24 protein-coding genes and 7 tRNA genes are annotated in these 25,906 nt (G+C 46.8%); 7 read left to right on the forward strand and 24 right to left on the reverse strand.

Features of this window, described 5'->3' with window-relative positions; genetic code table 11:
- Nucleotides 1-3: 3 nt before the first annotated feature.
- The 7 genes from Q0785_RS16200 to Q0785_RS16230 all read right to left on the reverse strand — a co-directional run bounded on the left by Q0785_RS16200 (nucleotide 4) and on the right by Q0785_RS16230 (nucleotide 4,772).
- Nucleotides 4-1,305, reverse strand: coding sequence for a DUF2254 domain-containing protein (locus tag Q0785_RS16200; protein WP_298832236.1), 1,302 nt, complete (start codon nucleotides 1,303-1,305; stop codon nucleotides 4-6).
- 101 nt (nucleotides 1,306-1,406) lie between these two features.
- On the reverse strand, nucleotides 1,407-2,603 hold the full coding sequence (locus Q0785_RS16205) for a cytochrome P450 (protein WP_298832238.1): 1,197 nt from the start codon (nucleotides 2,601-2,603) through the stop codon (nucleotides 1,407-1,409).
- Nucleotides 2,604-2,695: 92 nt separating this feature from the next.
- Nucleotides 2,696-3,034 (reverse strand): enoyl-CoA hydratase-related protein, encoded by a 339-nt coding sequence (locus Q0785_RS16210; protein ID WP_298832315.1) that lies wholly within the window; start codon nucleotides 3,032-3,034, stop codon nucleotides 2,696-2,698.
- 24 nt (nucleotides 3,035-3,058) lie between these two features.
- Entirely contained in the window at nucleotides 3,059-4,126 is a 1,068-nt protein-coding gene (locus Q0785_RS16215; protein WP_298832240.1) for a phosphotransferase family protein, read from the reverse strand.
- Nucleotides 4,127-4,226: 100 nt separating this feature from the next.
- Nucleotides 4,227-4,454, reverse strand: coding sequence for a hypothetical protein (locus Q0785_RS16220; RefSeq protein WP_298832242.1), 228 nt, complete (start codon nucleotides 4,452-4,454; stop codon nucleotides 4,227-4,229).
- A 9-nt stretch (nucleotides 4,455-4,463) separates the two neighbouring features.
- Nucleotides 4,464-4,562 (reverse strand): AMP-binding protein, encoded by a 99-nt coding sequence (locus tag Q0785_RS16225; RefSeq protein WP_298832318.1) that lies wholly within the window; start codon nucleotides 4,560-4,562, stop codon nucleotides 4,464-4,466.
- Between the two features lie 6 nt (nucleotides 4,563-4,568).
- The gene (locus tag Q0785_RS16230; RefSeq protein WP_298832244.1) at nucleotides 4,569-4,772 is read right to left on the reverse strand and encodes a hypothetical protein; all 204 of its coding nucleotides are present in this window, start codon (nucleotides 4,770-4,772) and stop codon (nucleotides 4,569-4,571) included.
- Between the two features lie 439 nt (nucleotides 4,773-5,211).
- On the opposite strand from Q0785_RS16230, the gene rsgA reads away from it, so the two are divergent.
- Nucleotides 5,212-6,267: a ribosome small subunit-dependent GTPase A gene (gene rsgA, locus Q0785_RS16235; RefSeq protein WP_298832246.1), complete on the forward strand. Its 1,056-nt coding sequence runs from the start codon at nucleotides 5,212-5,214 to the stop codon at nucleotides 6,265-6,267.
- A gap of 36 nt (nucleotides 6,268-6,303) precedes the next feature.
- On the opposite strand, the gene Q0785_RS16240 is transcribed toward rsgA, so the two are convergent.
- The 4 genes from Q0785_RS16240 to Q0785_RS16255 all read right to left on the reverse strand — a co-directional run bounded on the left by Q0785_RS16240 (nucleotide 6,304) and on the right by Q0785_RS16255 (nucleotide 11,894).
- The gene (locus Q0785_RS16240; protein WP_298832249.1) at nucleotides 6,304-6,945 is read right to left on the reverse strand and encodes a response regulator transcription factor; all 642 of its coding nucleotides are present in this window, start codon (nucleotides 6,943-6,945) and stop codon (nucleotides 6,304-6,306) included.
- A 16-nt stretch (nucleotides 6,946-6,961) separates the two neighbouring features.
- Nucleotides 6,962-8,077: a GAF domain-containing sensor histidine kinase gene (locus tag Q0785_RS16245; protein WP_298832252.1), complete on the reverse strand. Its 1,116-nt coding sequence runs from the start codon at nucleotides 8,075-8,077 to the stop codon at nucleotides 6,962-6,964.
- A 380-nt stretch (nucleotides 8,078-8,457) separates the two neighbouring features.
- Entirely contained in the window at nucleotides 8,458-10,158 is a 1,701-nt protein-coding gene (locus Q0785_RS16250; protein WP_298832255.1) for a phospho-sugar mutase, read from the reverse strand.
- 191 nt (nucleotides 10,159-10,349) lie between these two features.
- Nucleotides 10,350-11,894 (reverse strand): carbon-nitrogen hydrolase family protein, encoded by a 1,545-nt coding sequence (locus Q0785_RS16255; protein WP_223641542.1) that lies wholly within the window; start codon nucleotides 11,892-11,894, stop codon nucleotides 10,350-10,352.
- Between the two features lie 132 nt (nucleotides 11,895-12,026).
- Between Q0785_RS16255 and Q0785_RS16260 the strand changes: the two genes are divergently transcribed.
- From Q0785_RS16260 to Q0785_RS16270, 3 genes are read left to right on the forward strand one after another with little or no spacing between them, the layout of a single operon-like run.
- Nucleotides 12,027-12,458 carry a disulfide oxidoreductase gene (locus tag Q0785_RS16260; protein ID WP_223641539.1) on the forward strand — a complete coding sequence of 144 codons (432 nt, stop codon included), beginning with the start codon at nucleotides 12,027-12,029 and terminating at the stop codon, nucleotides 12,456-12,458.
- Nucleotides 12,455-12,925: a thioredoxin family protein gene (locus Q0785_RS16265; RefSeq protein WP_298832265.1), complete on the forward strand. Its 471-nt coding sequence runs from the start codon at nucleotides 12,455-12,457 to the stop codon at nucleotides 12,923-12,925. Before Q0785_RS16260 ends, Q0785_RS16265 begins: the two co-directional genes overlap by 4 nt.
- A 54-nt stretch (nucleotides 12,926-12,979) precedes the next feature.
- Complete coding sequence (locus Q0785_RS16270) at nucleotides 12,980-13,825, forward strand: RluA family pseudouridine synthase (protein ID WP_223641506.1); 846 nt, start codon at nucleotides 12,980-12,982, stop codon at nucleotides 13,823-13,825.
- A gap of 36 nt (nucleotides 13,826-13,861) precedes the next feature.
- On the opposite strand, the gene Q0785_RS16275 is transcribed toward Q0785_RS16270, so the two are convergent.
- Nucleotides 13,862-14,692, reverse strand: coding sequence for an aldo/keto reductase (locus Q0785_RS16275; protein ID WP_298832271.1), 831 nt, complete (start codon nucleotides 14,690-14,692; stop codon nucleotides 13,862-13,864).
- 149 nt (nucleotides 14,693-14,841) lie between these two features.
- On the opposite strand from Q0785_RS16275, the gene Q0785_RS16280 reads away from it, so the two are divergent.
- Nucleotides 14,842-16,143: an NCS2 family permease gene (locus Q0785_RS16280; RefSeq protein WP_298832274.1), complete on the forward strand. Its 1,302-nt coding sequence runs from the start codon at nucleotides 14,842-14,844 to the stop codon at nucleotides 16,141-16,143.
- Nucleotides 16,144-16,181: 38 nt separating this feature from the next.
- Here the strand turns inward: Q0785_RS16280 and Q0785_RS16285 are convergent, their stop codons facing one another.
- The 3 genes from Q0785_RS16285 to queG form a co-directional block, all read right to left on the reverse strand.
- Nucleotides 16,182-16,490, reverse strand: coding sequence for a hypothetical protein (locus Q0785_RS16285; protein WP_223641498.1), 309 nt, complete (start codon nucleotides 16,488-16,490; stop codon nucleotides 16,182-16,184).
- Between the two features lie 335 nt (nucleotides 16,491-16,825).
- Entirely contained in the window at nucleotides 16,826-17,299 is a 474-nt protein-coding gene (trmL, locus tag Q0785_RS16290; protein ID WP_298832288.1) for a tRNA (uridine(34)/cytosine(34)/5-carboxymethylaminomethyluridine(34)-2'-O)-methyltransferase TrmL, read from the reverse strand.
- Nucleotides 17,300-17,308: 9 nt separating this feature from the next.
- Nucleotides 17,309-18,454, reverse strand: a complete 1,146-nt coding sequence (gene queG, locus Q0785_RS16295) for a tRNA epoxyqueuosine(34) reductase QueG (protein WP_298832291.1) — start codon at nucleotides 18,452-18,454, stop codon at nucleotides 17,309-17,311.
- Between the two features lie 65 nt (nucleotides 18,455-18,519).
- On the opposite strand from queG, the gene Q0785_RS16300 reads away from it, so the two are divergent.
- Complete coding sequence (locus tag Q0785_RS16300; protein ID WP_298832294.1) at nucleotides 18,520-19,182, forward strand: phenylalanine--tRNA ligase beta subunit-related protein; 663 nt, start codon at nucleotides 18,520-18,522, stop codon at nucleotides 19,180-19,182.
- A 299-nt stretch (nucleotides 19,183-19,481) separates the two neighbouring features.
- Complete coding sequence (locus Q0785_RS16305; protein ID WP_298832297.1) at nucleotides 19,482-20,528, forward strand: C45 family peptidase; 1,047 nt, start codon at nucleotides 19,482-19,484, stop codon at nucleotides 20,526-20,528.
- A 20-nt stretch (nucleotides 20,529-20,548) separates the two neighbouring features.
- Here the strand turns inward: Q0785_RS16305 and Q0785_RS16310 are convergent, their stop codons facing one another.
- The 9 genes from Q0785_RS16310 to Q0785_RS16350 form a co-directional block, all read right to left on the reverse strand.
- Entirely contained in the window at nucleotides 20,549-21,628 is a 1,080-nt protein-coding gene (locus Q0785_RS16310) for a C45 family autoproteolytic acyltransferase/hydolase (RefSeq protein ID WP_298832300.1), read from the reverse strand.
- A 204-nt stretch (nucleotides 21,629-21,832) separates the two neighbouring features.
- Nucleotides 21,833-24,514, reverse strand: a complete 2,682-nt coding sequence (locus tag Q0785_RS16315) for a cation-transporting P-type ATPase (protein ID WP_298832303.1) — start codon at nucleotides 24,512-24,514, stop codon at nucleotides 21,833-21,835.
- A gap of 227 nt (nucleotides 24,515-24,741) precedes the next feature.
- Nucleotides 24,742-24,825 (reverse strand) — tRNA-Leu (locus tag Q0785_RS16320).
- Nucleotides 24,826-25,376: 551 nt separating this feature from the next.
- A tRNA-Leu gene (locus tag Q0785_RS16325) sits at nucleotides 25,377-25,460 on the reverse strand.
- Between the two features lie 9 nt (nucleotides 25,461-25,469).
- Nucleotides 25,470-25,543 (reverse strand) — tRNA-Cys (locus Q0785_RS16330).
- Between the two features lie 6 nt (nucleotides 25,544-25,549).
- Nucleotides 25,550-25,624: transfer RNA gene (locus Q0785_RS16335), tRNA-Gly, on the reverse strand.
- Between the two features lie 6 nt (nucleotides 25,625-25,630).
- Nucleotides 25,631-25,702 (reverse strand) — tRNA-Gln (locus Q0785_RS16340).
- Between the two features lie 11 nt (nucleotides 25,703-25,713).
- Nucleotides 25,714-25,789 (reverse strand) — tRNA-His (locus tag Q0785_RS16345).
- Nucleotides 25,790-25,830: 41 nt separating this feature from the next.
- Nucleotides 25,831-25,906: transfer RNA gene (locus Q0785_RS16350), tRNA-His, on the reverse strand.

Raw genomic sequence — 25,906 nt, forward strand, 5'->3', positions numbered from 1 at the left:
CCATCAGCTTTTCTCAGTCAATAATATATTATAGGAATGCTGGCCCGTTGCTACAGCCAGTTGGTCAACCTTTTCCTGAAGCGTTTCCCGATCGAATAATTTTAACCCCTGTGTATCGACAGCTTCCAATACGTAGCCATGTGTATCCCATAATTCCTGATGATGGCGCTTCGGCACAAGTTCTGCAGCGACAGTCAATGATTCAACAATTGAAATTAGAACCGAAATATCTTCTTTTCCATAATGGGCTATTTGATAAAAGGTTTTATATAAAACACTTTTGTATGTTGGAAAACGATACAGTACCCGTTCTCCTTTTTCTTCTCCACTTAAGAGGAACGGCCCTGTTTTCAACTGGCCCAGATGACCGAGGAGGCGACCGAGCCGGACAATGATTTCATTGGCCGTATTCGGATCGTTGATACCTGGAGATATGGCCCGCAATGCTACTTCCACCAATTTCTGAATAGCGAAATCGAGATCCTGTTCCGAAGTTCTGGAGGTACCGATTGAGTAGAAGTCAGCGGCAGAAACTTCTGTTTCACTAGTTTTAAAAACATGGAAAATCGGTTTTCCTTCGTAGATGTAATCGCCCGTTTGGACAAGAATCTCCACTTCCAGTTCGTGTTCTTCCGTATAATCCACCAGCTTATCGAACGAAAGGTACTGAATATAGCCTTCTTTTTCAGCATGATGGGTTTCTTTGATGCCGACAGGATTCCATTCTGTTTCTTTCCCGTCTTCATTTTCCTGCAGCTCTTTGAGTTTGGCAATGGCCTTTTCTGTATCTCCAATCAATTCATTGACCAGTTGGCCAACTTGCACATGCGTAGCGATATAGTGGATAAAATAAGCAAATGTCGAAAGACAGAAAAATGCGATGAGAATTCCGACAAACGTGGAAATCACGTCGGTGGTATACAAATCATCTCTCATAAAGAGCAGCGACAGTGTGTTATAAATAAAGCCGCTAAGAAAAATCCCCAGGACACGCCAGGTGATTTTATCATGGATGAAGTTTTTCAAGGTTCTCGGAGAGAATTGAGATGAGTACATGGTCAGGACAACCAGAATCGTCGAAAAAGTAAAAGTAGTCATGGTCAAAAGAGCCCCGGATAAACTTCCCATGATGGTTTTGGCCAAATCGACATTCGTCAAAAGAATAGATGGGATATAAGGCTTGAGCCTTTCAATATATAAAAGATCGATGTAGAAAAAAGTGATCGACAGGAGAACCGCCATCACAATGTACAATGCGGGAGTGAGCCACAGTTTTTCCTTCAGCCAAAATGATAGTGACTTCATAGATAATCCCCTCTCTTGTAACCTGCTTTCTAATTCCCTTTCCCTTGATGGCTTTTGGACAAACAAAAAGGCTGGATGCACTCCAGCCCTATGTCTCCTATTCACTTAAGCAGCAACGGAAGTTCTTTGACGCCTCGCACAATCATGCCCGGCCGCCAAATCAATTCGCTCTGCTCCACCGCTAAATCCATTTGTGGAAAACGCTTCAGCAGACTGGCAATGGCAATTTCCCCTTCCAAACGCGCAAGAGGAGCTCCAAGGCACATATGGATTCCTTTGCTGAATGCCAAGTGCGGACTTTTCTCGCGCTGGATATTAAATAGGTCAGGATCTTCGAATTGCGCTTCATCATGGTTTGCGGAATTCAACGACACTACGACCAAATCGCCTTTTTTCATCTCACGACCCTGAAACTCAAAATCTTCCCCTGCCCATCTGGAAGTACTGAATTCGACTGGTCCGTTAAAACGCAGGGATTCTTCGATGGCCTGACTGATGAGTTCAGGCTGCTGCTCCAAAATCCTTCGTTGTTCCGAGTTTTCGAGAAGGGATAAGACCGTATTGCCGATTAAGTTCACCGTCGTTTCATGGCCTGCAATGATCAATAAGGTAACCACGCCATAAAGCTCCCGTTCACTCAAACGGTCTCCTTCTTCCTCCGCCTGAATCAAGCTGCTGATGAGATCATCTCCAGGCTGCTCACGGACTGTCGCAAACCACTGCCCCAGGTATTGGACAAACTCATTCATATGCTCATAGACAGTGGCGCCGAGTTCCCCACTGGTCCCTTCAATGAGTGAATTGGACCAAAGGCGGAATTTATCGCGGTCAGCCGATGGTACACCCAAAATTTCACAGATGACGGTAATTGGCAGTGGAAAAGCGAATTCATCAATTAAATCGACCTGATCTTGACCTTCCATTCCCGTCAACAGCTCATCTGTTATCTCCTGAATTCTGCCGCGCATACCCGAAATCATTTTGGGCGTAAAAGCTTTTTGGGCGAGGCCGCGCAGCCTTTTATGGTCAGGTGGATCTGAAAACAGCATGTTCTGCGTAAAGACACTCATCATATCCATGCTGCCTCCATAAATCTTCGACATATCTTTAATGAAACGGGGATCTTTCAGGACTTCCTCAGCATCCTTATAGCGTGTCACCATCCAGCCATTCTGGCCATCTGGAAACCGCACCGCATGAACTGGATCCCCTTCCCTCAATTTTTCATAGGTCGGATAAGGGTTCTGCGTAAATTGATCTGTAAACAAACCGTATTCATTGGCACGATCTGAAGTCATCTCCACTCCTCCTTTTTCTTTTCTATACCCCTCCTCCAGTAGACTCACCTCGTTCAAATTTACCAAATACTCCTATATTTTATTCCTTCCATTCATAAAACCTGCTGTTTTTGATTGAACACCGGCTTGCGTTTTTCCTTGAAAGCAGAGACCCCTTCCAAATGATCGTCGGTAGTGATCATCATCGCTTGGGTGATCTGTTCCTGTTCCAGGATTTCCGCCAACCCGGCCGTCGACGATTGATCGGTGATCTTTTTCATCAATCCGAAAGCTTTTGCCGGTCCGTTTGCCAGTTTTTCGGCAAAGCGGATCGCCTCTTGCTCCAGCTTCTCCAGCGGATATAAATGATTGACGATTCCCCATTCATGAGCAGTTTCGGCTGTAATCGGCTGTGCACTGAAAAATAATTCCTTAGCGCGGTAAGGTCCGATAACACATGAAGTCTAGGCACCGATTCACTCCCTTTTCGCTGTCGTCAATGCGTGCTGCATCAGACTTTTGACAAATTGATCAAAATGGGAGAAACGCGAATCCTGGGTCTGTCCTTTTTTATAGCGATAGTAGATTTGTTGAATGATCACAGCCAATTTAAAATAAGCGAATGTCAAATAAAAGTTCATATCTGAAATGTCACGTCCGCTTTTTTTTCCATAGCTTGCGATAAATTCTTCACGGTTATAGAATCCATCCAGCACCGTCACTGGCGCTTTGCCAAGTCCGTGTTTCAACAAATCAGGATCATCCGCTTGAATCCAATAACTCATAGCCGCTCCCAAATCGGCCAGCGGATCCCCAACCGTCGTCATTTCCCAATCAAACAGTCCTGTCATTTCGGAGAAGTCTTCCGAAAACAGAGCATTATTCAGTTTGAAGTCATAATGAATAATGACAGGTTCTTGGGAAAGCGGAATATTCGTCAGCATCCATTCTTTCAACTGCTCTACACCTTCAATATCGTCGGTTTGGGCACGTTCATAACGTCCAATCCATCCTTCTACTTGGCGCTGCATGAACCCTTCCGGCTTTGCTAAATCAACAAGCGGTGTTTTCGTATAATCCAGAGCATGAAGTTTAACCAGTGTGTCCACCATCTTCTCTGAAATCTTTTTCCCCAGATCTTTTGTCGCTTCAATTCCTTCTGGAAACGCTGTGTCCAATACGATGCCATGCCGCCTTTCCATCACAAAGAAAGGACTGCCGATGATGGATTCATCATCGGAAAATACAAAGGGTTTTGGAGCTGTATTAAAAACAGGGTGAAGCGCGGACAAGATTTTAAATTCACGTTCCATATCATGCGCTTTTGGTGCGACCGGCCCGAGCGGCGGTCTTCTGAGAACAGCTTCCCATCCGCCGATTTGCAGCGCGTACGTTAGATTCGAGTGGCCGGAACTAAATTGCCGGACTTTCAATTCTCCTGCCGGCAAATCCTCAATGTGATGGCGCAGAAAATCTTCAAGCGCCGGATAATCCAATTCTTCTCCAGTTCTTACTGGAATCGTTGCATTTTCTTGATTCGACATCTCTTCCACCTCTTTTGACAAGTTGACTTCCCCCTACATAAATCTACAGAATCTCAAATACTCTATTTGTTAGATTATTGTTCATCCCGAAGCGCCCTTCTTAAAATTTTCCCGACATTGGTTTTTGGCAACTCATCTCGGAAAACGATTCGAAATGGACAGCTTGATTAAGATCCATCTTTTCCGTTTCAAAACTGACAACAATGATGTTTTTCAAAGAAATTTCTTTTGTGATAGCTTGGATACGCGGATATAAAGGCTCGTATACGACGATGGTTTCCGCACCTGAGTCATTCAATAGATAAAGCAGCTCTTTTTCGAGCAGCATAGGGTTTATCTATGTGACGATGGCTCCTGCTTTTAAAATCCCATAATACGAGATGATGTACTGCGGACAATTCGGCAGCATGACCGCGACACGATCATTTTTTTCGATTCCAGCTTACTGAAGAGAGGATGCAAAAACAGTTGAAAAAAGATCCAGCTCCTTATAGGATATTTCTTTCTGATAAAATTTGATCGCAATCTGATCCGGAATTTTCTTGGCGGTTTCCGAAAGCAATTGAGGCATCGTCTTATCAGCAAATTCCATCTCAGCAGAAATTCCTTTCGGGTAATGGTTCGTCCAAACTTGTTCTATTGTCATTTTCTGTCCCCTCGTCGTTTTTAAAAATTTCTTCACACAGCAAATCAATACTAACCAGTTGGTATGTTCAGAATATTAACATTATGTTAACGTTTACATTTTATAAATGCAAGACTTCACAGTAATTTAACGGTAGAAATACTTGGTTTTCTATCTCTGTATATTAGCCATTCTGCTTTAAACATACTTCTTAAATAAACGAATCAAATCTTCAGAAAAATTACTTGACGTTCAAATGGCCATACAGTATGGTTAAATTAACTTGAAGAAAGAGGTGAGGCATTATGGCTATTTTATTTTTGAATACGCAATTCCAGTCCATAGTGTCTCCTTCTGTGTATCGCTGACGATACGCTTCTTCCATTATGCCCGGAGACCACGGACTGCGAATTGCGCGCATCCGTGGTTTTTTATTTTGCATAATTAGGAGGAACTATCATTGAAAAAGATTGAACAGTACGGCTGGAACTCCAGCTGGCAGGAAAAAATAACTGCACCGGGAATCCCTGGACGCGTAACTTTGGAACATAAAAATTTATACCGTGTCGTAACAGACAATGGCGAATGGCTCTGCTCATTGTCCGGCAAATACCGCCATCAGCATAATCGCATAGAATTCCCATGTGTCGGCGATTGGGTCATGGTCGAACAGATGCCTGGAGAAGAAAAAGGCATCATCCATCAGGTTCTCCACCGCACTTCACAGTTTTCAAGAAAAATGGCGGGAGAAACATCCGACATCCAATTGATTGCCGTGAACGTGGACTATGTCTTTTTGGCAATGTCCTTAAATCACGACTTCAATGTCCGGCGTCTTGAACGTTATTTGCTGGCAGCTTGGGATTCAGGATCGAACCCCGTAATCGTCTTGACGAAGAAAGACCAATGCGCCGACACAGAACCGTATCTGCGCCAGGTTGAAGCAGTGGCATTCGGCGTTCCCGTCTACGCCGTGTCTGCCTTGACCGGCGAAGGAATTGAAGAGCTGCAGCAACAATTGGCCGGTTCAAAGACCGGTGCTTTGCTTGGTTCATCGGGAGTCGGAAAATCGTCATTGATCAATGCCTTGTCCGGCAGTGAGCGCATGATGGTCCAGAACATCCGGGAAGATGACAGCAAAGGCCGGCATACAACCACCCATAGGGAAATGATTCTACTGCCGGAAGGCGGCTTGATGATCGATACTCCCGGCATGCGCGAATTTCAGCTCGGGGATTACTCAGAAGGTGTCGAAGCAGGCTTCAGCGATGTGGAAGACTTGGCGCTTGCTTGCCGATTCCGGGATTGTGCCCATAACGACGAACCGGGATGCCGTGTTCAGGAAGCGCTCCAAAACGGAGAGCTGGATGCCGGACGTTACCGGAGCTATTTGAAACTGAAGCGCGAGCTTGCCCATATGGAGCGGAAAAGCGACGCAGCGGCCCAAAAGGCCGAGCGCAGCAAATGGAAGCAAGTAACTAAAGACAGCCGCAAACACCCGGTGAAAAAGCGATAAAAAAAGAGTGCAACGGAAGATTCCGTCGCACTCTTTTTAAATTCTACCGGGTTCTGTCAGGCCGTGCTTGACAGCGTAAAGCGCCGCCTGGGTCCGGTCCTGGACAGCCAGTTTAATGAAAATATTGGAGATATGGGTTTTCACTGTCTTTTCGGTGACAAATAATGCAGAGGCAATTTCCCGGTTGCTTTTTCCTTTTGTCAATTCGGCGAGCACTTCCTGTTCCCTTGGCGTCAACTGGTTGATGGTATGCGGCGCCGGTTCAGCCGGTGCTTTCATCAATTCGGATGATGCTTTCGGATGAAGCGTGTTTTCCCCACGCATCAAGCTGCGCAGCGAAGCCACCAGTTCATCAGGCTCGATATCTTTCAATTGATAACCCGCCGCTCCGGCTTCAATCGCTGGCACTACATGATCCTGATCTGAAAAACTGGTCAGCATCAAAACGATCATATCCGGAAACTGCTCTTTAATCAGCCGGGTTGCTTGAATCCCGTCCATAATCGGCATCACTAAATCCATCAGGACAATATCCGGTTGAAGTGCCGCAGCCATTTCCACGGCTTCTTTACCGTTTACGGCTTCTCCCACCACTTCAATGTCTTTTTGTGTTTTCAAAAAGAACAGCAAACCTCGCCGCACCACATGATGGTCATCGGCTATCAATACTTTCACCATGCTCCCCACTCCTCCATTAATACGGTATCCTTACGAGGATTTCCGTTCCTTTGCCGATTTCACTCGACCAGTCCGCCGTTCCGCCTTCTGCATTGGCGCGGTCACGTATGCTTTGGATACCGATGGACGGCAGGTTGACATTATGATCAAATGCAAACCCCCGTCCTTCATCTCTTAATACCAATAAAACATCAGTGGCAGTGACCGACAAGTACAATTCGACTTTATTGACCCCTGCATGTTTTCGTACATTGTTCAACGATTCCTGCGCAATCCGGAATAAGGTCTCCTCGATGCGCGATGGCAATTGGATGACGCCGGTCATTTTAGTTTCAACGGTTAACCCCAGCATTTCACCATAGCCTTTAATGGCATCCAGCAACCCGCTTTCCAGCCCTTTTGGCCGCAATTGCCAAATTAACGCCCGCATTTCATTCAATGCTTCCTGGGTCAGGTGTTGGATGTCGCGAAAAGTTTCCTGAACGGTAGGGTCTTCCGACATCTCCACGCCTCCCCGGGCAGTCAATGTCACTGAAAACAGCAATTGATTGACCGAGTCGTGAAGGTCCCGAGCTAAACGGTTCCGTTCTTTGACGAGAGCCAATTCCTGCTCTTGTTTCGTCAATCCGATCCGTTTGATCGCCGAACCGATTTGAAAAGCCACTGATTCCAACAGAGCCAACTCGTCTTTTGAAAATCCGACAGTGTCTGGTGCTGCGATATTCAACAGTCCGAACTTTTCTTTCCCTGACTGGAGCGGCACCGTCGCGTGATGCGTAATGCTGCCTTGTTTCCGCGCTTTTGCTGGCATAGCGTTTTCGATGCGCTGGCAAGCGATGATATTGGACGCTTTATCCAGATCCCCATCGTGGTAGCGCTTAACGCACCAACAGCCGCCTTTTTGCAGATGACGGCAGTTATTATCTTCCAAAGGAGCCGGTAAATTTGCCTGCGCCACCAATTGATGTTTCCCTTTTTCATTAATAAAGAAAATCCAGGCAGTCTCGAAAGTCGAAGCACTCAACAGTTTACGGATGGCGCCATCCAGCATACGGGCCATATCCGTTTCTTCATTAAGTAATTCTGCTATTTCTTTCAGTAGCGTTATATTGGAAGGTTCACTCATCACCATACCCATTCACCTCATTCTTGCTGATTTAACCATACACTTTTTTAAAAATTTCCTCCCTCGTACTTTTGTACGAGAAAAGCTGAAGCAGCCGATTAGCCCCGACAAGCGCTGGAAGCCTTGCTGGTAATGGCGTTCTTCAGCCATTTCCGGCAAGGCTGAAGCGACTCGAGGGGCTGGCTGCTGAAGCTGGACATCGAGAAAAGCGGAAGCGCCCGTGTAGCTCTGCCGGGCATAAGACAGACCGGCAGTGTGGCGCTCTTTGCCACGCAGTTGGGCTGGCTTATGACCCAAAGAGCTGGGCGCTGGAGTCTGGACACCGAGAAAAGCGGAAACAGCCAAACAGCAGAAAGGAAAAGCCCCCTTTTCAGGGAGCTGAGTACTTAACGGCTATTTACTTCCTCTAAAAACGATTCCTTCAGCAGTTCCAGCTTTTCGTCACTTTCCTGCTGGGTTTCAGCGGTGATGCCAAAGTAATACTTCACTTTCGGTTCCGTACCGCTCGGGCGTACACATACCCATGAGCCGTCTTTCAGGAAATACTTGATGACATTCGACTGCGGCAGCTCGATTTTTTCATCAGTGCCTAAATCGACAAAGATACGGTTTTGGGTTTCATAATCTTCAATGGACACGACCGGAATACCGGCAAGCGCCTGAATTGGCTGTTTGCGCAAGTCTTCCAGCAATGCATTGATTTCACGCGCACCATCGATGCCTTTTTTGGTGACGGATACCAGCGCTTCCCGGTACCAGCCAAAGCGGTTATATAGTTCAACCAGCACATCATGGAGATTTTTCCCTTGCTTCTTATAGAAGGCAGCCGCTTCAACCAACAGCAGTACCGACTGAACAGCATCTTTATCCCGTGCAAAATCGCGGATCAGGTAGCCGTAACTTTCTTCATAGCCGAATAAAAACTCGAATTGCGGGTTGGCATCATTATGTTTTAATTTTTCTCCGATGAATTTAAAGCCGGTCAACACATCTTCACTGCTGACGCCGTAAGAATCGGCTACAACGCGGCCGAACTCAGAGGTGACAATGGTTTTGAAAATGCGGCCGTTCGTCGGCAATGTGCCTTTGGCTTTCTTCTGGCTCAGGAGATATTCAATCAAAATAGCACCAGTCTGGTTGCCGCTCAGCAATTCGTATTGGCTGCCGCTCCAGACGGCGATGCCGACGCGGTCTCCATCAGGATCGACGGCAATCAGCAGATCTGCCCCGGATTTCTTGCCGTATTGTTCCGCTAATTCAAACGCGGAACCTTCTTCTGGATTCGGCGATGCCACCGTCGGGAATTCACCGTCCGGCTGCATCTGTTCCGCTACATACGTGATTTCATTGTAGCCGGCTTTATCCAATAATTTCTTGACTGTCGCGCCTGACGCCCCGTGGAGCGGCGTGAAGACGGCTTGAATCGGGCTTGCCGAATGTTCCTGCACCGTCAGTGCATTGGATAGATAAGTTTCATCCAACTTTTCATCGATCCGTACCAGCAGGGACTCTTCGAACCCTTCGTTAGCGATCGACAGCTCGTCTTCAACCCGGCTGACGTAATCGATGACACGATCAGCATCTTCCAGATTCAATTGGGCACCGTCTTCTCCATAGACCTTGTAGCCATTGTATTCCGGCGGATTGTGGCTGGCCGTAATGACGATGCCCATGAATGCATTCAAATAACGCACACTGAACGACAATTGTGGCGTCGTCCGCGGTCCGCTGTATAAATAGGTGTGGATTCCATTCGCTGCAAACGTCCGTGCTGCTTCTTCTGCAAATTCAGGAGACATGCGGCGGCTGTCGTAGGCAATGACCATTCCACGTGCCATCGCCTCCTCGCCATTTTCTTTTATGTAATCCGCAATTCCCTGCGAAGCTTTTCGGACGGTATAGACGTTCATCCGGTTTGTGCCGGGTCCGATTTCGCCGCGCATCCCTCCGGTCCCAAAAACCAAGTCCTGATGAAAAGCGTCTTCCGCTGATTTTTCATCTTCCATCAATACAGTCAATGACTGGCGTGTTTCTTCATCGATTGCTTCGTGGTCCATCCAACGTTTAATGCGTTCTTTCCATGACATATAAAGTCCTCCATCCATAGTGATATAAATTGAACTAATGATCCTCATCTGTTGATATTCTACAAACTAACCGTACATTCCTGCGGCAGCTCAGTCTGAAGCACCACTTAAAAGGAAAATTCTTTTCTTTACTATTCAGTTTAGCAAATAATCAGAAGAAAAGCCGCTCCCATTTCGGGAAGCGGCTGTGTTTAGTCTTTTTTATATTCTACACGGTACACATCATGGCGACGGTCCTTCAATTGCTTGACTGTCCCATTTTGGCGTTGGCGACGCAGGATCTCCAAATCGACATCCCCAATCAAGACCATTTCAAGGTTGGGATTGGTTTCTCCAACAATTCCATCACGTGCAAACTCAAAGTCTGATGGAGCAAAAATACCGGATTGAGCATATTGGATATCCATATTTTCAGTCTGCGGCAAGTTGCCGACAGTCCCGGAAATAACGGTGTAGATTTGATTTTCCACTGCACGGGCCTGTGCACAATAACGGACACGCAAGTAGCCTTGACGATCTTCTGTACAGAATGGAGTGAATATGATATTCGCTCCCATATCTGTTGCGATGCGTGCGAGTTCAGGGAACTCGATATCGTAGCAGATCTGGATGGCGATTTTACCGCAGTCTGTATCAAAGACGCGAACAGAATCACCCGCAGAAATCCCCCACCATTTACGTTCGTTTGGTGTGATGTGGATTTTATATTGCTTGTCGATGGACCCGTCCCGGCGGAACAAGTAGGCAATGTTGTAGATTTCATCGTCTTCTTCTTTGACGAAATGTGAACCTCCGATGATATTGATGTTGTAGCGCACAGCAAGATCTGTAAACAGCTCAATATATTGTGGCGTGTATTCAGTCAATTTGCGCACAGCCTGGCTCGGCGATGGCTCGTTTAGGAATGACATCAACTGCGTTGTAAAGATTTCAGGGAATACCACGAAATCCGAATGTGCATCTGAAGCTACGTCCACAAAATATTCAACTTGATTGGCCAAGTCATCGAAAGATGTGATGGCGCGCATCAAGTACTGCACGACGCAAATCCGGACCGGCAAACTGGTTTTGAAATGGCGTTTGGATATCGGTTTGTAATCGACATTATTCCATTCCATCAACGTGGCATATTTGCCTGATGCCAAATCATCCTGCAGGTAATTCGGATTGATGCGCATCAACTGGAAACCGTTCATCAACTGGAACGTTAAAACCGGATCATATATTTTATGGCGTGAGACAGAATCGACATACTCACGCGGTGACATTTCATCTGCATGTTTATGGTAGTTTGGAATGCGCCCGCCGATGATGATCGACTTCAGGTTCAATTCGCGCGCCAGTTCCTTGCGTGCTTCGTAAAGACGCTGCCCGACTTTCATCCGGCGGTATTCCGGGTGGACCATGACTTCAATTCCGTACATATTATAGCCATCGGGATTATGATTAGTGATGTAGCCAGCGTCTGTCACATCGTCCCACGTATGGCGGTCATCGTATTCATCAAAGTTAATCAGCAAGCTTGAACACGAGCCAATCACTGTGCCGTCCAATTCAGCAACCATCTGGCCTTGAGGAAAGACACCCAAATGGCTTCTTAATTGTTCTTCTTTCCAAGGATCCATTCCAGGAAAGCATAAACGCTGCATTTCAAGGATCGCATCTATATCTGCATAATTCATTTCACGAATGATCATGCTTTTTTCGAAATGGGATAAATCGAATTGTTCTGCCACAGTACAGCTCTCCTTCACAAAAGTTTCAAACTTTATTATATAGCAATGTCACTCAGGTTGATATTATTTTACTTGTATCACCATAACAATTATAATTCTATGGAAGTAATTTTTGAAAAGAGGGAACACCAGATGACGAAACGCCAGGAAAATGTATTGCTTTCCATGTGGGTTGTGGCGCTCATCGCCACGTCGGGTTCGCTTTATTTTTCTGAAATCCGCGGCTATGCTCCGTGCGAACTGTGCTGGATCCAACGCATTTTCATGTATCCGCTGGTCATCGTCCTCGGAGTGGCCTATGTCCAGAAAAATGTTCGAATCGCAGCGACCACGCTGATTTTCTCTATCATCGGCGGAGGGATTTCCCTTTACCATTACGGTCTGCAGAAGCTCGATTTTCTGGCAGATTCCGCGCCATCCTGCGGTCAGGTTCCGTGTACTGGGGAGTATATCAACGTGCTCGGATTCATCACTATTCCGTTTTTGGCGTTGACCGCGTTCATTCTGATCGCTGGAATGAGCATTTATTTACTGAAGTCCCTTAAGGAGGAAAAATCACAATGAAGAAGTTATTGATCATCGCGGGAATTGTCGTTATCGTTTTTGCCGGCATTATTTTTTTAACAAATCAGGCAAACAATGAAAAGTTGGCGAACAACCCGTACGATACAGAAGATTTGGAACAGGCAACGATTGATCAATTGGATGATGAAAACTACCAGAACATTGTCGTACCGGCTGAATTGGAAGAACAGATTGCCAGCGGCGATCCGACTACGGTTTATTTCTTCAGTCCAACTTGCCAATACTGCCAACAGACCACACCTGTTTTGATGCCGGTTGCTGAAGAGATGGATATAGACGTTTTGCAGTATAATCTGTTAGAGTATGAACAAGGCTGGCAGCAATACTTGATCGAAGCAACACCGACACTGATCCATTACGAAAATGGCGAAGAAGTTTCACGTTGGGTCGGCGCACAGCCGAAAGAGAATATCGAACAATTTTTCAACGATGTAGTTAAAAAATAACTGACAAAGGGATCATGTGCCTTGCGCATGATCCTTTTTTATGGAGGAAACCGAATGACGTGGAGTTATGAAATCAAAGACGACGGCATGACCGTCGAAGAATTATTGAGAACCGAATGGGGCCTCGGCAAGAAAGTGGTCCATCAAATGCGCATGGCCAAGAGCGTCAAAAATGAAAAGTTCCAGGAAGTCATATGGAAAGAGCCGTTGCCGGCGGGAACTGTCCTGCAGTTCGACTTGCCGCCTGCCGACTCGCCTTATGAGCCGAAACACGATGTGGAGCTTCCTGTCCTGTTCGAAGATGACCACTTTATCGTGGCCCGCAAACCGAAAGGCATGGCTACGCATCCCAATGAAATCGGACAAACCGATACGTTCATCAACGCAATCCTCGGCCATATCATCCGCAACGGCGGATCTTACGGCGAGCACGTCCATCGCCTGGATCAGGGAACTTCCGGTCTTTTGATGGTCGCGAAGCACCCTGTCGCAAAAAACGTACTGGACCGCATGTTGGAGCAAAAACAACTGGTCCGTGATTATGAAGCTGTCGTCAAAGGCAAAGTACACAACAAATCCGGCACCATCGATTTCCCGATCGGCCGTGACCGCCACCACCCGACGCGCCGCATGGTTTCACAAACCGGCCAAAGCGCTGTGACGCATTACCGCGTCCTCAAGCTGATGGAAGGCAAATCTTTGCTTCACCTGACACTTGAAACAGGACGCACGCACCAAATCCGTACCCATCTTGCTCATATCGGCCATCCGATTGTCGGAGATACCCTATACGACGGACCACCGACACAAGACGGCGCCTATCATCTGCATGCGTTCCGCATGTCCTTTATCCACCCGTTCACAAATGAAAAAGTCGTTGTTGAAGATTCGGCAAGATAAAAAAAGCAAGTTCCTTTTGGGGGAACTTGCTTTTTCTTATACTTTAATTTCGTCTGGATGGGTTCCGGAGCGCCAATCCTGGTTCAATCCATCAATCATTGTCATCTCTTCTTCAGACAATGAAAAATCGAATACTTGCGCGTTTTCTTTGATGCGCGACGGCGTCACTGATTTCGGGATGACAATCAGATCGCTCTGCAGATGCCAGCGGATGATGACTTGTGCAATCGACTTGCCATGCGTTTTGGCGATTTCCGATAACACCGGATCTTCCAACAGACGCCCGCGTGCCAGTGGAGACCATGACGTGATCGCGATGCCGTGATCAGCACAATAGCTCCGCAGCGGTTCCTGTGTCAACTGGGGATGCAATTCAATTTGATTGACCATCGGTTGGGTGTTCGCGGTTGCCAAAATCTTTTCCAGATGGTGCTGCTGATGATTGGAAACGCCGATCGAACGGACCAGCTTTTCATCATAGAGGCGTTGGATTGCGCGGTATGTATCCACGTACTTCCCTTCGATCGCCCAATGCGTCAAATAGAGGTCCAAATAATCAAAGCCAAGACGCTTTAAAGAAGCTTCAAATGCGCGCAGCGTTTCATCATAGCCCTGGTCGGTGTTCCACACTTTCGAGGTGATGAACAGTTCTTCCCGCTTGACGCCGGAATTCCGCACCGCTTCGCCTACTTCTGCTTCATTGTCATAAATCGTGGCCGTGTCAATCGCTTTATAACCCTCGCCAATTGCAGTGATCATCGCTTCCACTGCCGCTTCTTTATCGGTCATTTTGTATACGCCTAAACCGAAGCGCGGCATTTCCAGTCCATTATGTAAGGTTTTTGTCGAATCGATCGTTAATTTCATATCCATCATCCTTTCTTTTCCATTGTACAAATAATGGTTAACAAATTCGACTTTAAAGATTTCCCCAAAGCCTCTTGCGCTCAAGCAGTAAAACGAATAATATATATCTTGTCGTTTAAAATTGTTCGTGTTTTAGGAGGAGTTTTTTTATGTTTCATTTAAAAGAAAATAATACTACTATAAAGACTGAAATCACAGCTGGAATGACGACGTTCCTGACAATGGCCTATATCGTCATCGTCAACCCTGTCATCCTCGGTGCTGCCGGCGTGCCTTTCGATCAGGTATTTTTGGCAACCATCATCGCGGCTGCCATCGGTACACTTTGGATGGCATTAGCAGCCAATTACCCGATAGCCATTGCCCCTGGTATGGGATTGAACGCTTATTTCACCTCGATGGTTTTAGGTTCAGATGGTGCCATCGACTATGTAACCGCATTTGCGGCAGTATTCGTTGCGGGCCTCATTTTTGTTTTATTGTCACTGACCTCTATGCGAAAAGTGCTGATTCAGGCCATTCCTGAAAACTTGAAGCATGCCATCACCGCCGGCATCGGCCTTTTCATCGCTTTTATCGGCATGAGACTCAGCGGTTTGATCGTCGCCAATGAAGCCAACCTGGTCGGCTTGGGTGATTTGACTTCCCCGCCTGTCACATTGACTTTGCTCGGGCTGCTGGTTACGGTCATCTTCATGTCGCTGAAAATCCATGGCGGCATTTTCTACGGAATGATCGTCACCGGAATCGTTGCCTTTTTCACCGGCCAATTAAAGTTCGAAGGTGGCTTCATGCAGTTGCCATCATTGCCTGAAGGCATACTTATCTGGAATCCTATCGAGGCGCTCCAGCTGGTGATTGAATTCGGCCTGTACGGCGTCGTCTTTTCGTTCCTGTTGGTGACGTTGTTCGATACGACCGGCACCATGATTGGTGTGGCCAAGCAGGCAGGATTGATGAAAGGCAATAAAATGCCGAGAATGCGTCAAGCCTTATTGGCTGACTCTGTCGCGGCTACAGCAGGTGCGATGGTCGGAACCAGCCCAACTTCCGCTTACGTTGAATCTTCAGCAGGCGTTGCAGCTGGTGGACGGACCGGCTTAACCAGTTTGACCGTCGCCATCCTATTTATCCTTGCCGCCTTTTTCGGACCTTTAGTGGGCGCCTTATCGAATGTCGCAGCGATTACAGCTCCTGCATTGATCATCGTCGGAAGCTTAATGATCGGTGCGGTCAAACACATTGAATGGGAAGAATTCGACGAAGCGTTCCCGGCATTCCTGATTGTTCTGGCAATGCCGCTGACTTCCAGCATCGCAACTGGCATCGCTTTCGGATTCATCTCGTATCCCTTGATGAAAATCTTTAAAGGCAAAGGCAGATCGGTCCATCCGATCCTTTACGTATTTGCTGTCTTGTTTGTCATTCAATTGCTGATTGCGCCCCATTAATAAACATAAAAAAAACCGCCAATTGGCGGTTTTTTTATTTAGATTCGTGCTCTAGCACCTGACATTGCTGCTGTAATCAGTAAGACGGCTGCTGTAATCAAATGGAACACCCAGCCGATTCCTGGGATCCAGGCAATCGCACTAGTGATGATTCCAAGAATCGATCCCGATTTCGGTGAATATTCACGGAAACAGAAGAACAATGTAATCGCATGAAGTACGAACATGACACCTAAAACGGAATAACCCGTGCTGATGACAAAGCCGCCACCGATCAACGGAATTGCCAGAAAGGCTTCAGCCAAGCCCGTAATCCAAAGCAAAGCGACAGAAATTTTCATTTTCATTAGTTATCATCCCTTCTTTAACTATCTTATCTATACTATACGGATGAACACAGCAAAGGTTTCGTTTTCCTTAAAGTCCACATCCTTTTCAGAACGTCAGAAATTATCCACATTTCAATTCATGTGTATATTTCATTTTTCCCGATTGTAAGCTATACTAAACAAAGATGCACATTTCAAGGAGGTCATTATTTATGAACTTAATCCTTATTTTGGGTATTTGTGTTTCGTTCCTAGCAGCTATTTTCACTGCTGGATACGATGACAAGCCTGGAACAAACGAAAGAGAATAGTACAAAAGGACAGCGGAATCCGCTGTCCTTTTTTCTTACCCTTTATTCCAAACCAGGATAATCCTGCTGGCGCAAGGCTTCATACATCAATATGGCCGCTGTGTTCGATAAATTGAGCGAACGGATATTGTCATTCATCGGAATGCGCAGACAATGATCGGGATTCTGCTCGATCAATTCCTTCGGCAAGCCTTTTGTTTCCTGACCGAACACGAAGAAATGGTCTTTTCCTCTGTCTGAAAAGTCGAATGAGGTATGAGGCTGTGCCCCAAACTTCGTAATATAGTAAAACTCTCCATCGGGATAACTGTCAAACAGCTCCTGCAGACCATCGTAATAATGGATATCGACATGCTCCCAATAATCCAGTCCGGCACGTTTCAACATTTTATCGTCCGTCGAGAATCCCAATGGGCGGATCAGATGCAGCTTTACCCCTGTCCCTGCGCATGAACGCGCGATATTTCCTGTATTCGCTGGAATCAGCGGTTGGTATAACACAATATGAATAGCCAAATCTGTCACTTATCCTTTCAATCCTTCAGCAAAAAATGCCAATCCTTTTTGAATTTCCTCTTGAACTTCCAAATCCTTTTCTTTCTGCTGTGCCTGTTTTAATGCTTCCAGTCCCTCATCAGCACCTATTTTTCCGATTGCCCAGGCTGCAGTACCCCGGATTACCGGCCGTTCATCACTCTCCAATAAATTGATCAATGCCGGCACCACAGATGTTTCCTTGAAATGCGCCAATGCGAGGATGGCGTTTCTTTGAATCGGTTTTTTGCCCCGCCATGAACCGGACACATATCCGAATTTTTCCTTGAATTCCCGATTCGAGATGGTCAGTAAAGGCTCAAGCAACGGCTTGGCGATTTCCGGGTCCGGTTCGAATTCCGCATGGATTTGATTGGCTTTGCGCTTGTTCTTCGGACAAACTGTCTGGCATGTGTCGCAGCCATATAACCGGTTTCCGATTTTGCTGCGGAATTCATCCGGCAGAAACCCTTTGGTCTGCGTCAAAAATGAAATACAGCGCTGGGCGTTCAACTGCCCGCCTTCGACAATGGCTCCTGTCGGACAGGTATCGATGCACAAACGGCAATCGCCGCATTGATCTTCCATCGGTTCATCGAAACGGAACGGAATATTGGTGATCATCTCGCCAAGATAGACATAGGAACCGAATTCCGGCGTGATGATGTTGGTATTCTTGGCGCTCCACCCGATACCGGCACGTTCCGCCACTGCGCGGTCTGAAAGCTCGCCTGTATCGACCATCGACCGCATCCGCGCTTCCGGATAATGTGCTGCGATGAACGCTTCCAGCAGCGTCAGCCGCTCCCTGAGCGCCGCATGGTAATCTTTGCCCCATGACGACCGGGAGAATATTCCACGCCGCGCGCCTTTGACTCCCTGTGGTGCATCTTCCATCCTTGACGGATAGGCGATGGCGATGGCGATGATGCTGACGGCTTCATTCAGCAAAAGCTCCGGCCGCGTGCGTTTTTCCAGATCTGATTCTTCAAAACCGGACTGGTAATTCAGCTGCTGCTGGCGAATCAATTGATGCTTTAAGCTATAAAAAGGTTCTGCAGAAGCAAAACCGATTTTATCAATCCCGATCTCCGAGGCATACGCAACAAGCTCTTTTTGGAACTGATCAAGATTCATGTTGTAACCCCTCACTCATTTCTATGATACGATAATAAAAACCCCTAGGCGAAAGGAAGATTGCAATGAAACTGACAATCGATCCTCAAATAAACGAAATTCTAAGCGATTTTAAAATCGGCGTCATTCATTATAACAATATCACCGTTTCCGATTCACCTCAAATGTTAAAAGGCCGTCTCCAGCTTTTTCAGGAGCAGCTCTACTTCGATTTGGAAGATAAGGATCTAACCGAATTTCCCGGCCTTCTCGAATGGCAATTAATCTGGAAAGCCCTGGGAGCCGATCCCAGCCGTTACCGCCCATCAGCGGAAGCGCTGTACCGGCGCGTCAAAAAACAGAATTACTTATCTACAGTGGATTCAGCCGTCGACATGAACAGCTTCCTGTCGCTGCAATATGAAATTCCACTTGGCCTCTATGATGCCGATAAAATTAAAGGTGATATTAACATCGCTGTCGGCACCAGCTCAGACCGCTATGAAGGCTTGAATAACCGCGTCAATACATTGACTGGCATTCTGGTGTCCAAAGATGCTGAAGGCGCATTCGGCAGCCCCTACGTCGATTCTAAGCGGACTGCTGTAACTGAACAGACAAAAAATGCTGTCCACATCTTTTATCTGCGGCCATCCATGGACCGCGATACAGCTTTACAGCTTCTGACTGCTGCTTCGAATATGTTTACCGGCATCAACGGTGGAGATGCCGAGTTTTATGTCGTTTGACTTCATGAACTCAAAGACCGGCCTCTGGATTTAGAGATGCCCGGTCTTTTTACTGTTCTATGGATTTATTGACACATATTTTATTTTCACGGAATAATTTTTCCCCTTTAATCCGCTCCCTCCCCCTAACTTATTCCACGAATACCGGCTAGCTTCAAAAAGCGCCCGGAGCGACGCATATCTGCATGTCTTTTTCCCCTAAAACTTCTACAAACTTCAGCTATAGGCATATTCTTTTTCATTCGTATACAGATGCAGTAAACTCTTCTTACATTGATGAGTAAAAGAGGGATCAACACGTGAAACGAGTGCATAGCGACATTGTCCAGTTTCGGGGAAGCCATTATGATTTCGGCCGGATGCAGGGAGAACTGCTGAAGGAATCTTTGATTCTTCCCAACCGCCAAAAGCAACGAAAAGCTTCCAGCCGCCATTTGATCATAGATGAACAACGTGCCAGAAATATTTTATTGACATTAGCTCCAAGAGTTTGGGAAGAAATCAACGGCTTGGCCGATGCGCTGGAATGGCCCATGGATGAGGCCATCCGTGAGTTCGGCGGCTACTACTTGGAGTATACGCGAAGCGGCTGCTCTATCTACACGGAATCTGATTTCATGGTCCGCAATTACGATAGTTCGCCTGAAGGGTATGAAGGGCGATTCGCTTTGTATCAGCCGACAGACGGCGGATTTGCCACTATCGGACCGACCATGCAGATCACCGGCCGGACCGATGGGATGAACGAAAAAGGCCTTGTGATGGGCTATAATTTCATCAATCGCCGAAATTCGGAAGACGGCTTCATCTGCAATATGATCGGCCGCCTGATCTTGGAAAACTGTGCGACCATCGAAGACGCAGTCGCATTGCTGGAAGAACTGCCGCATCGCCGCTCCTTCAGCTATGTGCTGTTGGACCGCACCGGAAAATCCGTAGTCGTCGAAGCTTCGCCCCGTTCTGTAGTGGTTCGTGAATCGGCTGTTTCCACCAATCATTTTGAATTGCTGGTGGAGGAAAACCGCTACCAAACAGACGACTCCCGCAGAAGAGAACAAACGATGCTTGCGCAGCAGCAAAACCAGATCGACGCCTACAGCGCTTTCCGGCTCTTGAACGACTCGGATAAAGGCGTCTTCTCGAAAAAATACAGCACGGCTTCCGGGACTCTTCACACCGCTTCTTATTTCCAGCATAGCCTGGAAGTCGGATTCGCCATCGGCCCGGACCGCCTGCCGCTCATGCTTGATTTTGAGAAATGGCTGCAGGGCGAAAGATTGTACGCCAAACGCATCAACGGAAAAATCGATACACATCTGCCATTTGCCCATATGGTCGAGCTTTAATAACAAAAGGCGCCAGCAACTTAAATGCTGGCGCCTTTTTCTTGTTTAGGTAAAAACTGCTTATCCAGATGGGCAAAACCGATTTCTGTATCGATTGCTCCATGTACTTTCTGAATATCTAATTCTTTTCCCTTCAGCCAGCTGTCAAAATCAAAAACTGTCGGCTGTTGATTTCCGCCAAGCGCAAACCAGACACTCTTTTCCTTCGGCAAATAAAGAGAAGTGTGGATGGTACCTGCCCAACTTTTATACAGTTCTGAAAAGACTCCTTTGTCCGTATCATTGAACAGACGGAACGCCTGCAGCGCATCCTCTGTCTGGCTTTTCTGCGTATGGATGGCTTCCAGCCGGCCAAACGAGTCCTTCAGGTAGTTCCGGTTTTCGTGCTGCTGGATTTCAAAATGATTGGTGCAGACATTGCTGACCCGGACATCAACTGCCCGCGGACTGGCTTCAATGATCCGTGTTTCACCGCTTGGGTCAGTCACGATATAGCTGAACGATCCCCGGTGTGGGATTTCCTTGAGCAGCGCCACCGCCTCTTCGATGGTCGCGCAAGTTTCCAGAATGATGCGGCCGATCAGGTAACAGACAAACCCATCGCCGGGCTTTTTCCGGTGCGTGAAGTTATAGCCCATCGCCAACCCTTTTTCATTCATGCCATCCATTCGTCCCGTAATTCGTGAAGTCGGCCCGATGATGGCATAGCCCTGGTCATCCGGCTGAAACAGGCTGAAGCGCCCTTCGTAGGTTTGCGGATGAAAGTCGTAGTTCCGGACCATAAAATCCTGTCCGGTAAGAATTGAACAGCCAGATGGCATTGCATCGATCCGGTAGCCTCCAAAATCACGCACCACTTCCTCCATCGGCAATTCGAGGCTTTCCTGCAGACCGATCAGCTCTTCCCAGATTCCAGGGGCAAATTTACGGTAAGCCTGTTCCGTGTCTTCTAAGTCGATTTCAAACCTTGGCCTCTTCGCCTTCCATTGCTTTGTCCGATTGTCCAGGGTGATGCTGTCCTTTAAAAGTTCGCCTTGCCTGAAACCGAAATCGTAATGGCTCCCCCGGAATTCCAAAATATTACTATGTATGTGTCTCATCGAATTCTCCTTTTCACTGCAGAATCATCAATTATGTTTTAGCATACACATTTCCAGAACGAAACTCAAAAACTCCGTACTGCAATTAATCCCACTACAAAATCCTGTCCTATAAACGAATGGGACAGGACCAGCCACTGCATTCACTTTTCACCCTTCACACGCGCACCGCAATTCAGTATCCAATTTCTAAAAGTGCAGTGGCTATGTATCAGTTTTAAGGGCTTCTCCAGATTTCCTGTACTGGCGGACGATCCATTTCTCCAGTTCCACGATGATAAACACCGAAATACCGATTATAATCGGCCATATCCAAAACCGCGCTTCCAATGGAACTGTACCAAGCAGGATATTCATAAATGGAACATAGGTAACTGCGAGCTGCACAGCAATCAGAATTCCCGATACCAGGAACGCAATTTTATTTGAGAAAAAATCACGGTTTAACGCAAACTCTGTTTCACTTCGGCAATTGAATAAATACATCAATTGCGACATCACCAATGCCTGCAGCGTCATCGTATTGATGATCGCCGGATCCACCTGCTGGTTGTCCAAGAGCTTATTCATCAATAGAATTCCACCACAGATGACAAATGAAACAAAAGCGACCCGGAAAATATAATAAGGGCTCAGCAATTTGGAATTCGATTTTCTAGGAGGACGCTCCATGGCACCCTGTTCTAATTTCTCGAAGGCGATCGCCAAGGAGATGGTGACAGCGGAAATCATATTCACCCACAAAATCTGTACCGCCGTCAACGGCAAAGTCGTGCCGAACAGGATGCTGACAAAAATCAAAGCGCCTTCTGAAACATTCGTCGGCAAGATAAAAAGGATCGTCTTCTTCAGGTTATCGTAGACGCGCCTGCCTTCTTTCACCGCATTGACAATCGTACTGAAATTATCATCCACCAGCACCATTCGAGCTGCTTCTTTCGACACTTCCGTCCCTTTTATCCCCATGGCCACACCAATGTCTGCGCGTTTTAAAGCCGGTGCATCATTGACGCCATCTCCGGTCATCGCACAAACATGATTTTCAGCCTGCAGCGCTTTGACCAGCTGCAGCTTATTGTTAGGGCTGGTGCGCGCGAAGACATCGTAATTCAATGCAGCATGTGTCAATTGACGGTCGTCCATCCGGTCCAGCTCTGTGCCTTCAAGTACGCGTTTGCCGTCTCCTATGCCCATCTGAGCCCCAATGGCCACCGCTGTATCCTTATGGTCCCCAGTAATCATTTTCACAATGATTCCAGCCTTTTTGCATTGCTGTATGGCTTCAATGACTTCTTCTCGTGGCGGATCGATGATTCCAGCCATTCCGATCAAATTGAATCCGGATTCCATATCTTCCTGATCAATGGAGAGCTTAGAAGTGCTGACTTTTTTGACAGCAGCTCCTATCAGCCGCTCGCCTTTATTGGCATGCTGATACATCTTGTCCTGCCAGTTCGCTCCTTCTCCAGAAGAAGATTCCAAATCAGCCATCTTCAATAAACGCTCAGGTGCCCCTTTTACATATATCCATTTACCGTCGTCATTTTCGACTAAAGCTGCCATATATTTATAGCTGGAATCAAATGGGATCTTCGAGAGAATCGGAAGCCGCTCTACAGCATTCTCCGCTTTTTCAGCAAGTGTGATAAGGCAGCCTTCCGTAGCATCTCCGCTAATCACCCAATGTCCGTGTTCATCACATCTCAAATGTGCTTCATTGACCGTTTTAACAGCTGTTAAAAATCCTTGTAAATCTGGATAGTCTTCAAGATTTGCTGATTTATTATCATGATGAATCGCCCCTTTCGGCGAATAGCCGGTTCCCGTTACTGTAAACTCTTCATCTTTCAGCATCACAGACGTGACGGTCATTTCATTTTTCGTCAACGTTCCGGTTTTATCCGAACAAATTACAGTGACAGCTCCAAGAGTCTCAACAGATGGCAGATTGCGGACAATGGCGTTCTTTCCCGCCATGCGCTGTACGCCAAGCGCCAAAATTATTGATAATACAGCCGGCAGACCTTCGGGAATCGCTGCCACAGTCAATCCGATAATTGCCAACAGCAAATCGGCTGTTTCGTAATCATGGAATACATAACCTATGCCGAACATTACAGCTGCACTGATGACAATAATCAAGGAAATCACTTTTCCAAAAGCCGCCGTCTGCTTTAACAGCGGTGTCTGCAATTGATCGACTTCTTCCATTGAAGAGCTGATTTTCCCAAGCTCGGTATTTGCTCCGATCGCAACAACAATACCCGTTCCTGAACCAGAGGATACCGTTGTACCCGCAAACAGCATATTCAGACGGTCACCCAATCCGGTATCATCCGGCAGCACTGCCGAATTTTTTTCGACCGCTGTTGATTCACCTGTCAGTGAAGATTCCTCCACATTCAAATTGTCCGCTTCCAGAATCCGGATATCAGCAGGAATCCTGTCACCTGCTGTAAGCACCGCAATATCTCCAGGTACTAATTGGGCTGACGGCACTTCCCTTCTAACCGAATTCCGAAGCGTTGTGGCTTTCAATGACAGCATTTTCCGAATGCTGTCCAAGGCCTTTTCCGCTTTGCTTTGCTGGATATAACCGATGATCGCATTGATGACAACCACCATTAAAATCACTGCAGTATCGATATAATGTCCCAAAAATAAAGTGACGACAGCTGCTGCAAGCAGCACATAAATCAGCACATCATTAAAGTGCTTGAAAAATTTAATGAGTGCGGGGTCTTTCTTAGGTTCTGGAAGTTCGTTCGCTCCCAATTCCGCTTGCCGCTTGGCTACTTCTTCTTGATTCAGTCCGCTGTCCACATCTGTACCAAGGAGCTTCAGCAGCTCAGCAACCTCAATTCCATGCCAATTTCTTGCCTGCATAATCGTCCCTCTTTCCAATTTTCTGAATAGTATATTTCGTTCTTATTATGCAAACTATTATAGCATTTTAAACATAGCAATTAATGGAGAATCGACTAGAAGTGTCCTTGGCTTTTCAGATCTTCGATTTAAGAAAACACCAGTTTCTTACTAAATATTTATTGATCGTAAACCAAAGAAAAAAGGCCCAGACAATTAAGTCAGGGCCTTTTTTTTAACTTGCAATATACCGGCGGTCGGGGTCGAACCGACACTCCGGTGAAGGAACGGGATTTTGAGTCCCGCGCGTCTGCCAATTCCGCCACGCCGGCAAGTAATGATTTAGCGGACAAGAACTATTATAGCACATCTTATTTCATGCGCCAATACTTTATTAATATAACAGAAAAAATTTCTACTTAATTCTGTTCACCACTTTACTACAGGAAAAGCTAAGAAAAAAATAGAAATTAGCTGCCAATACTGCTGAAAACCCTGTTTCGATTAGTGAGGTAATAAACAGGATATTAACAGTTCCCATTCCATACCTGTCCTGGCACCTTGACCTACTTTCCATCATAGAAGTCAAAATAACGGTCTAGGACCAGTAAGAGAATCTGGCAGCATTAACAACTACTGCTGTACCCTTCGCTGCTAATCCATTGGCAGCTCGTCTCTCTCCTACGTAAGAATTGCCAGATGCCATTTGAAGTCCTCTAAGCCATTCCAAACGCCTCCATCGACATCACCTGCAGCCAAGCAGAGATTGGATAGACATATAAAAATCTTGATGCTGGAAATACTGCAAACAACAAAAAACCCCTTAACTACGATTACTCATAGTTAAGGGGTTTTTGGAAAGGGCAGGCAGGCCCTTTCATGATACCGGCGGTCGGGGTCGAACCGACACTCCCGTGAAGGAACGGGATTTTGAGTCCCGCGCGTCTGCCAATTCCGCCACGCCGGCAAATCATTATGGAGGCGGCAACCGGACTCGAACCGGTGATAAGGGTGTTGCAGACCCATGCCTTACCACTTGGCTATGCCGCCAAATATTGGAGCGGAAGACGAGGTTCGAACTCGCGACCTCCACCTTGGCAAGGTGGCGTTCTACCACTGAACTACTTCCGCATAAAGCTGGGGTACCTGGATTCGAACCAGGGCATGACGGGATCAAAACCCGTTGCCTTACCGCTTGGCTATACCCCATTAATATAAGATGGGGCGGACGAGGGGAATTGAACCCCCGAGTGCCGGAATCACAATCCGGTGCGTTAACCACTTCGCCACGACCGCCACTTTACTATTTATAAAACACATTTATTGAAATGAAAACATGGGGCGGACGAGGGGAATTGAACCCCCGAGTGCCGGAATCACAATCCGGTGCGTTAACCACTTCGCCACGACCGC

The organism is uncultured Planococcus sp. (assembly GCF_947501725.1).
In the GTDB taxonomy this organism is placed as follows: domain Bacteria; phylum Bacillota; class Bacilli; order Bacillales_A; family Planococcaceae; genus Planococcus; species Planococcus donghaensis_C.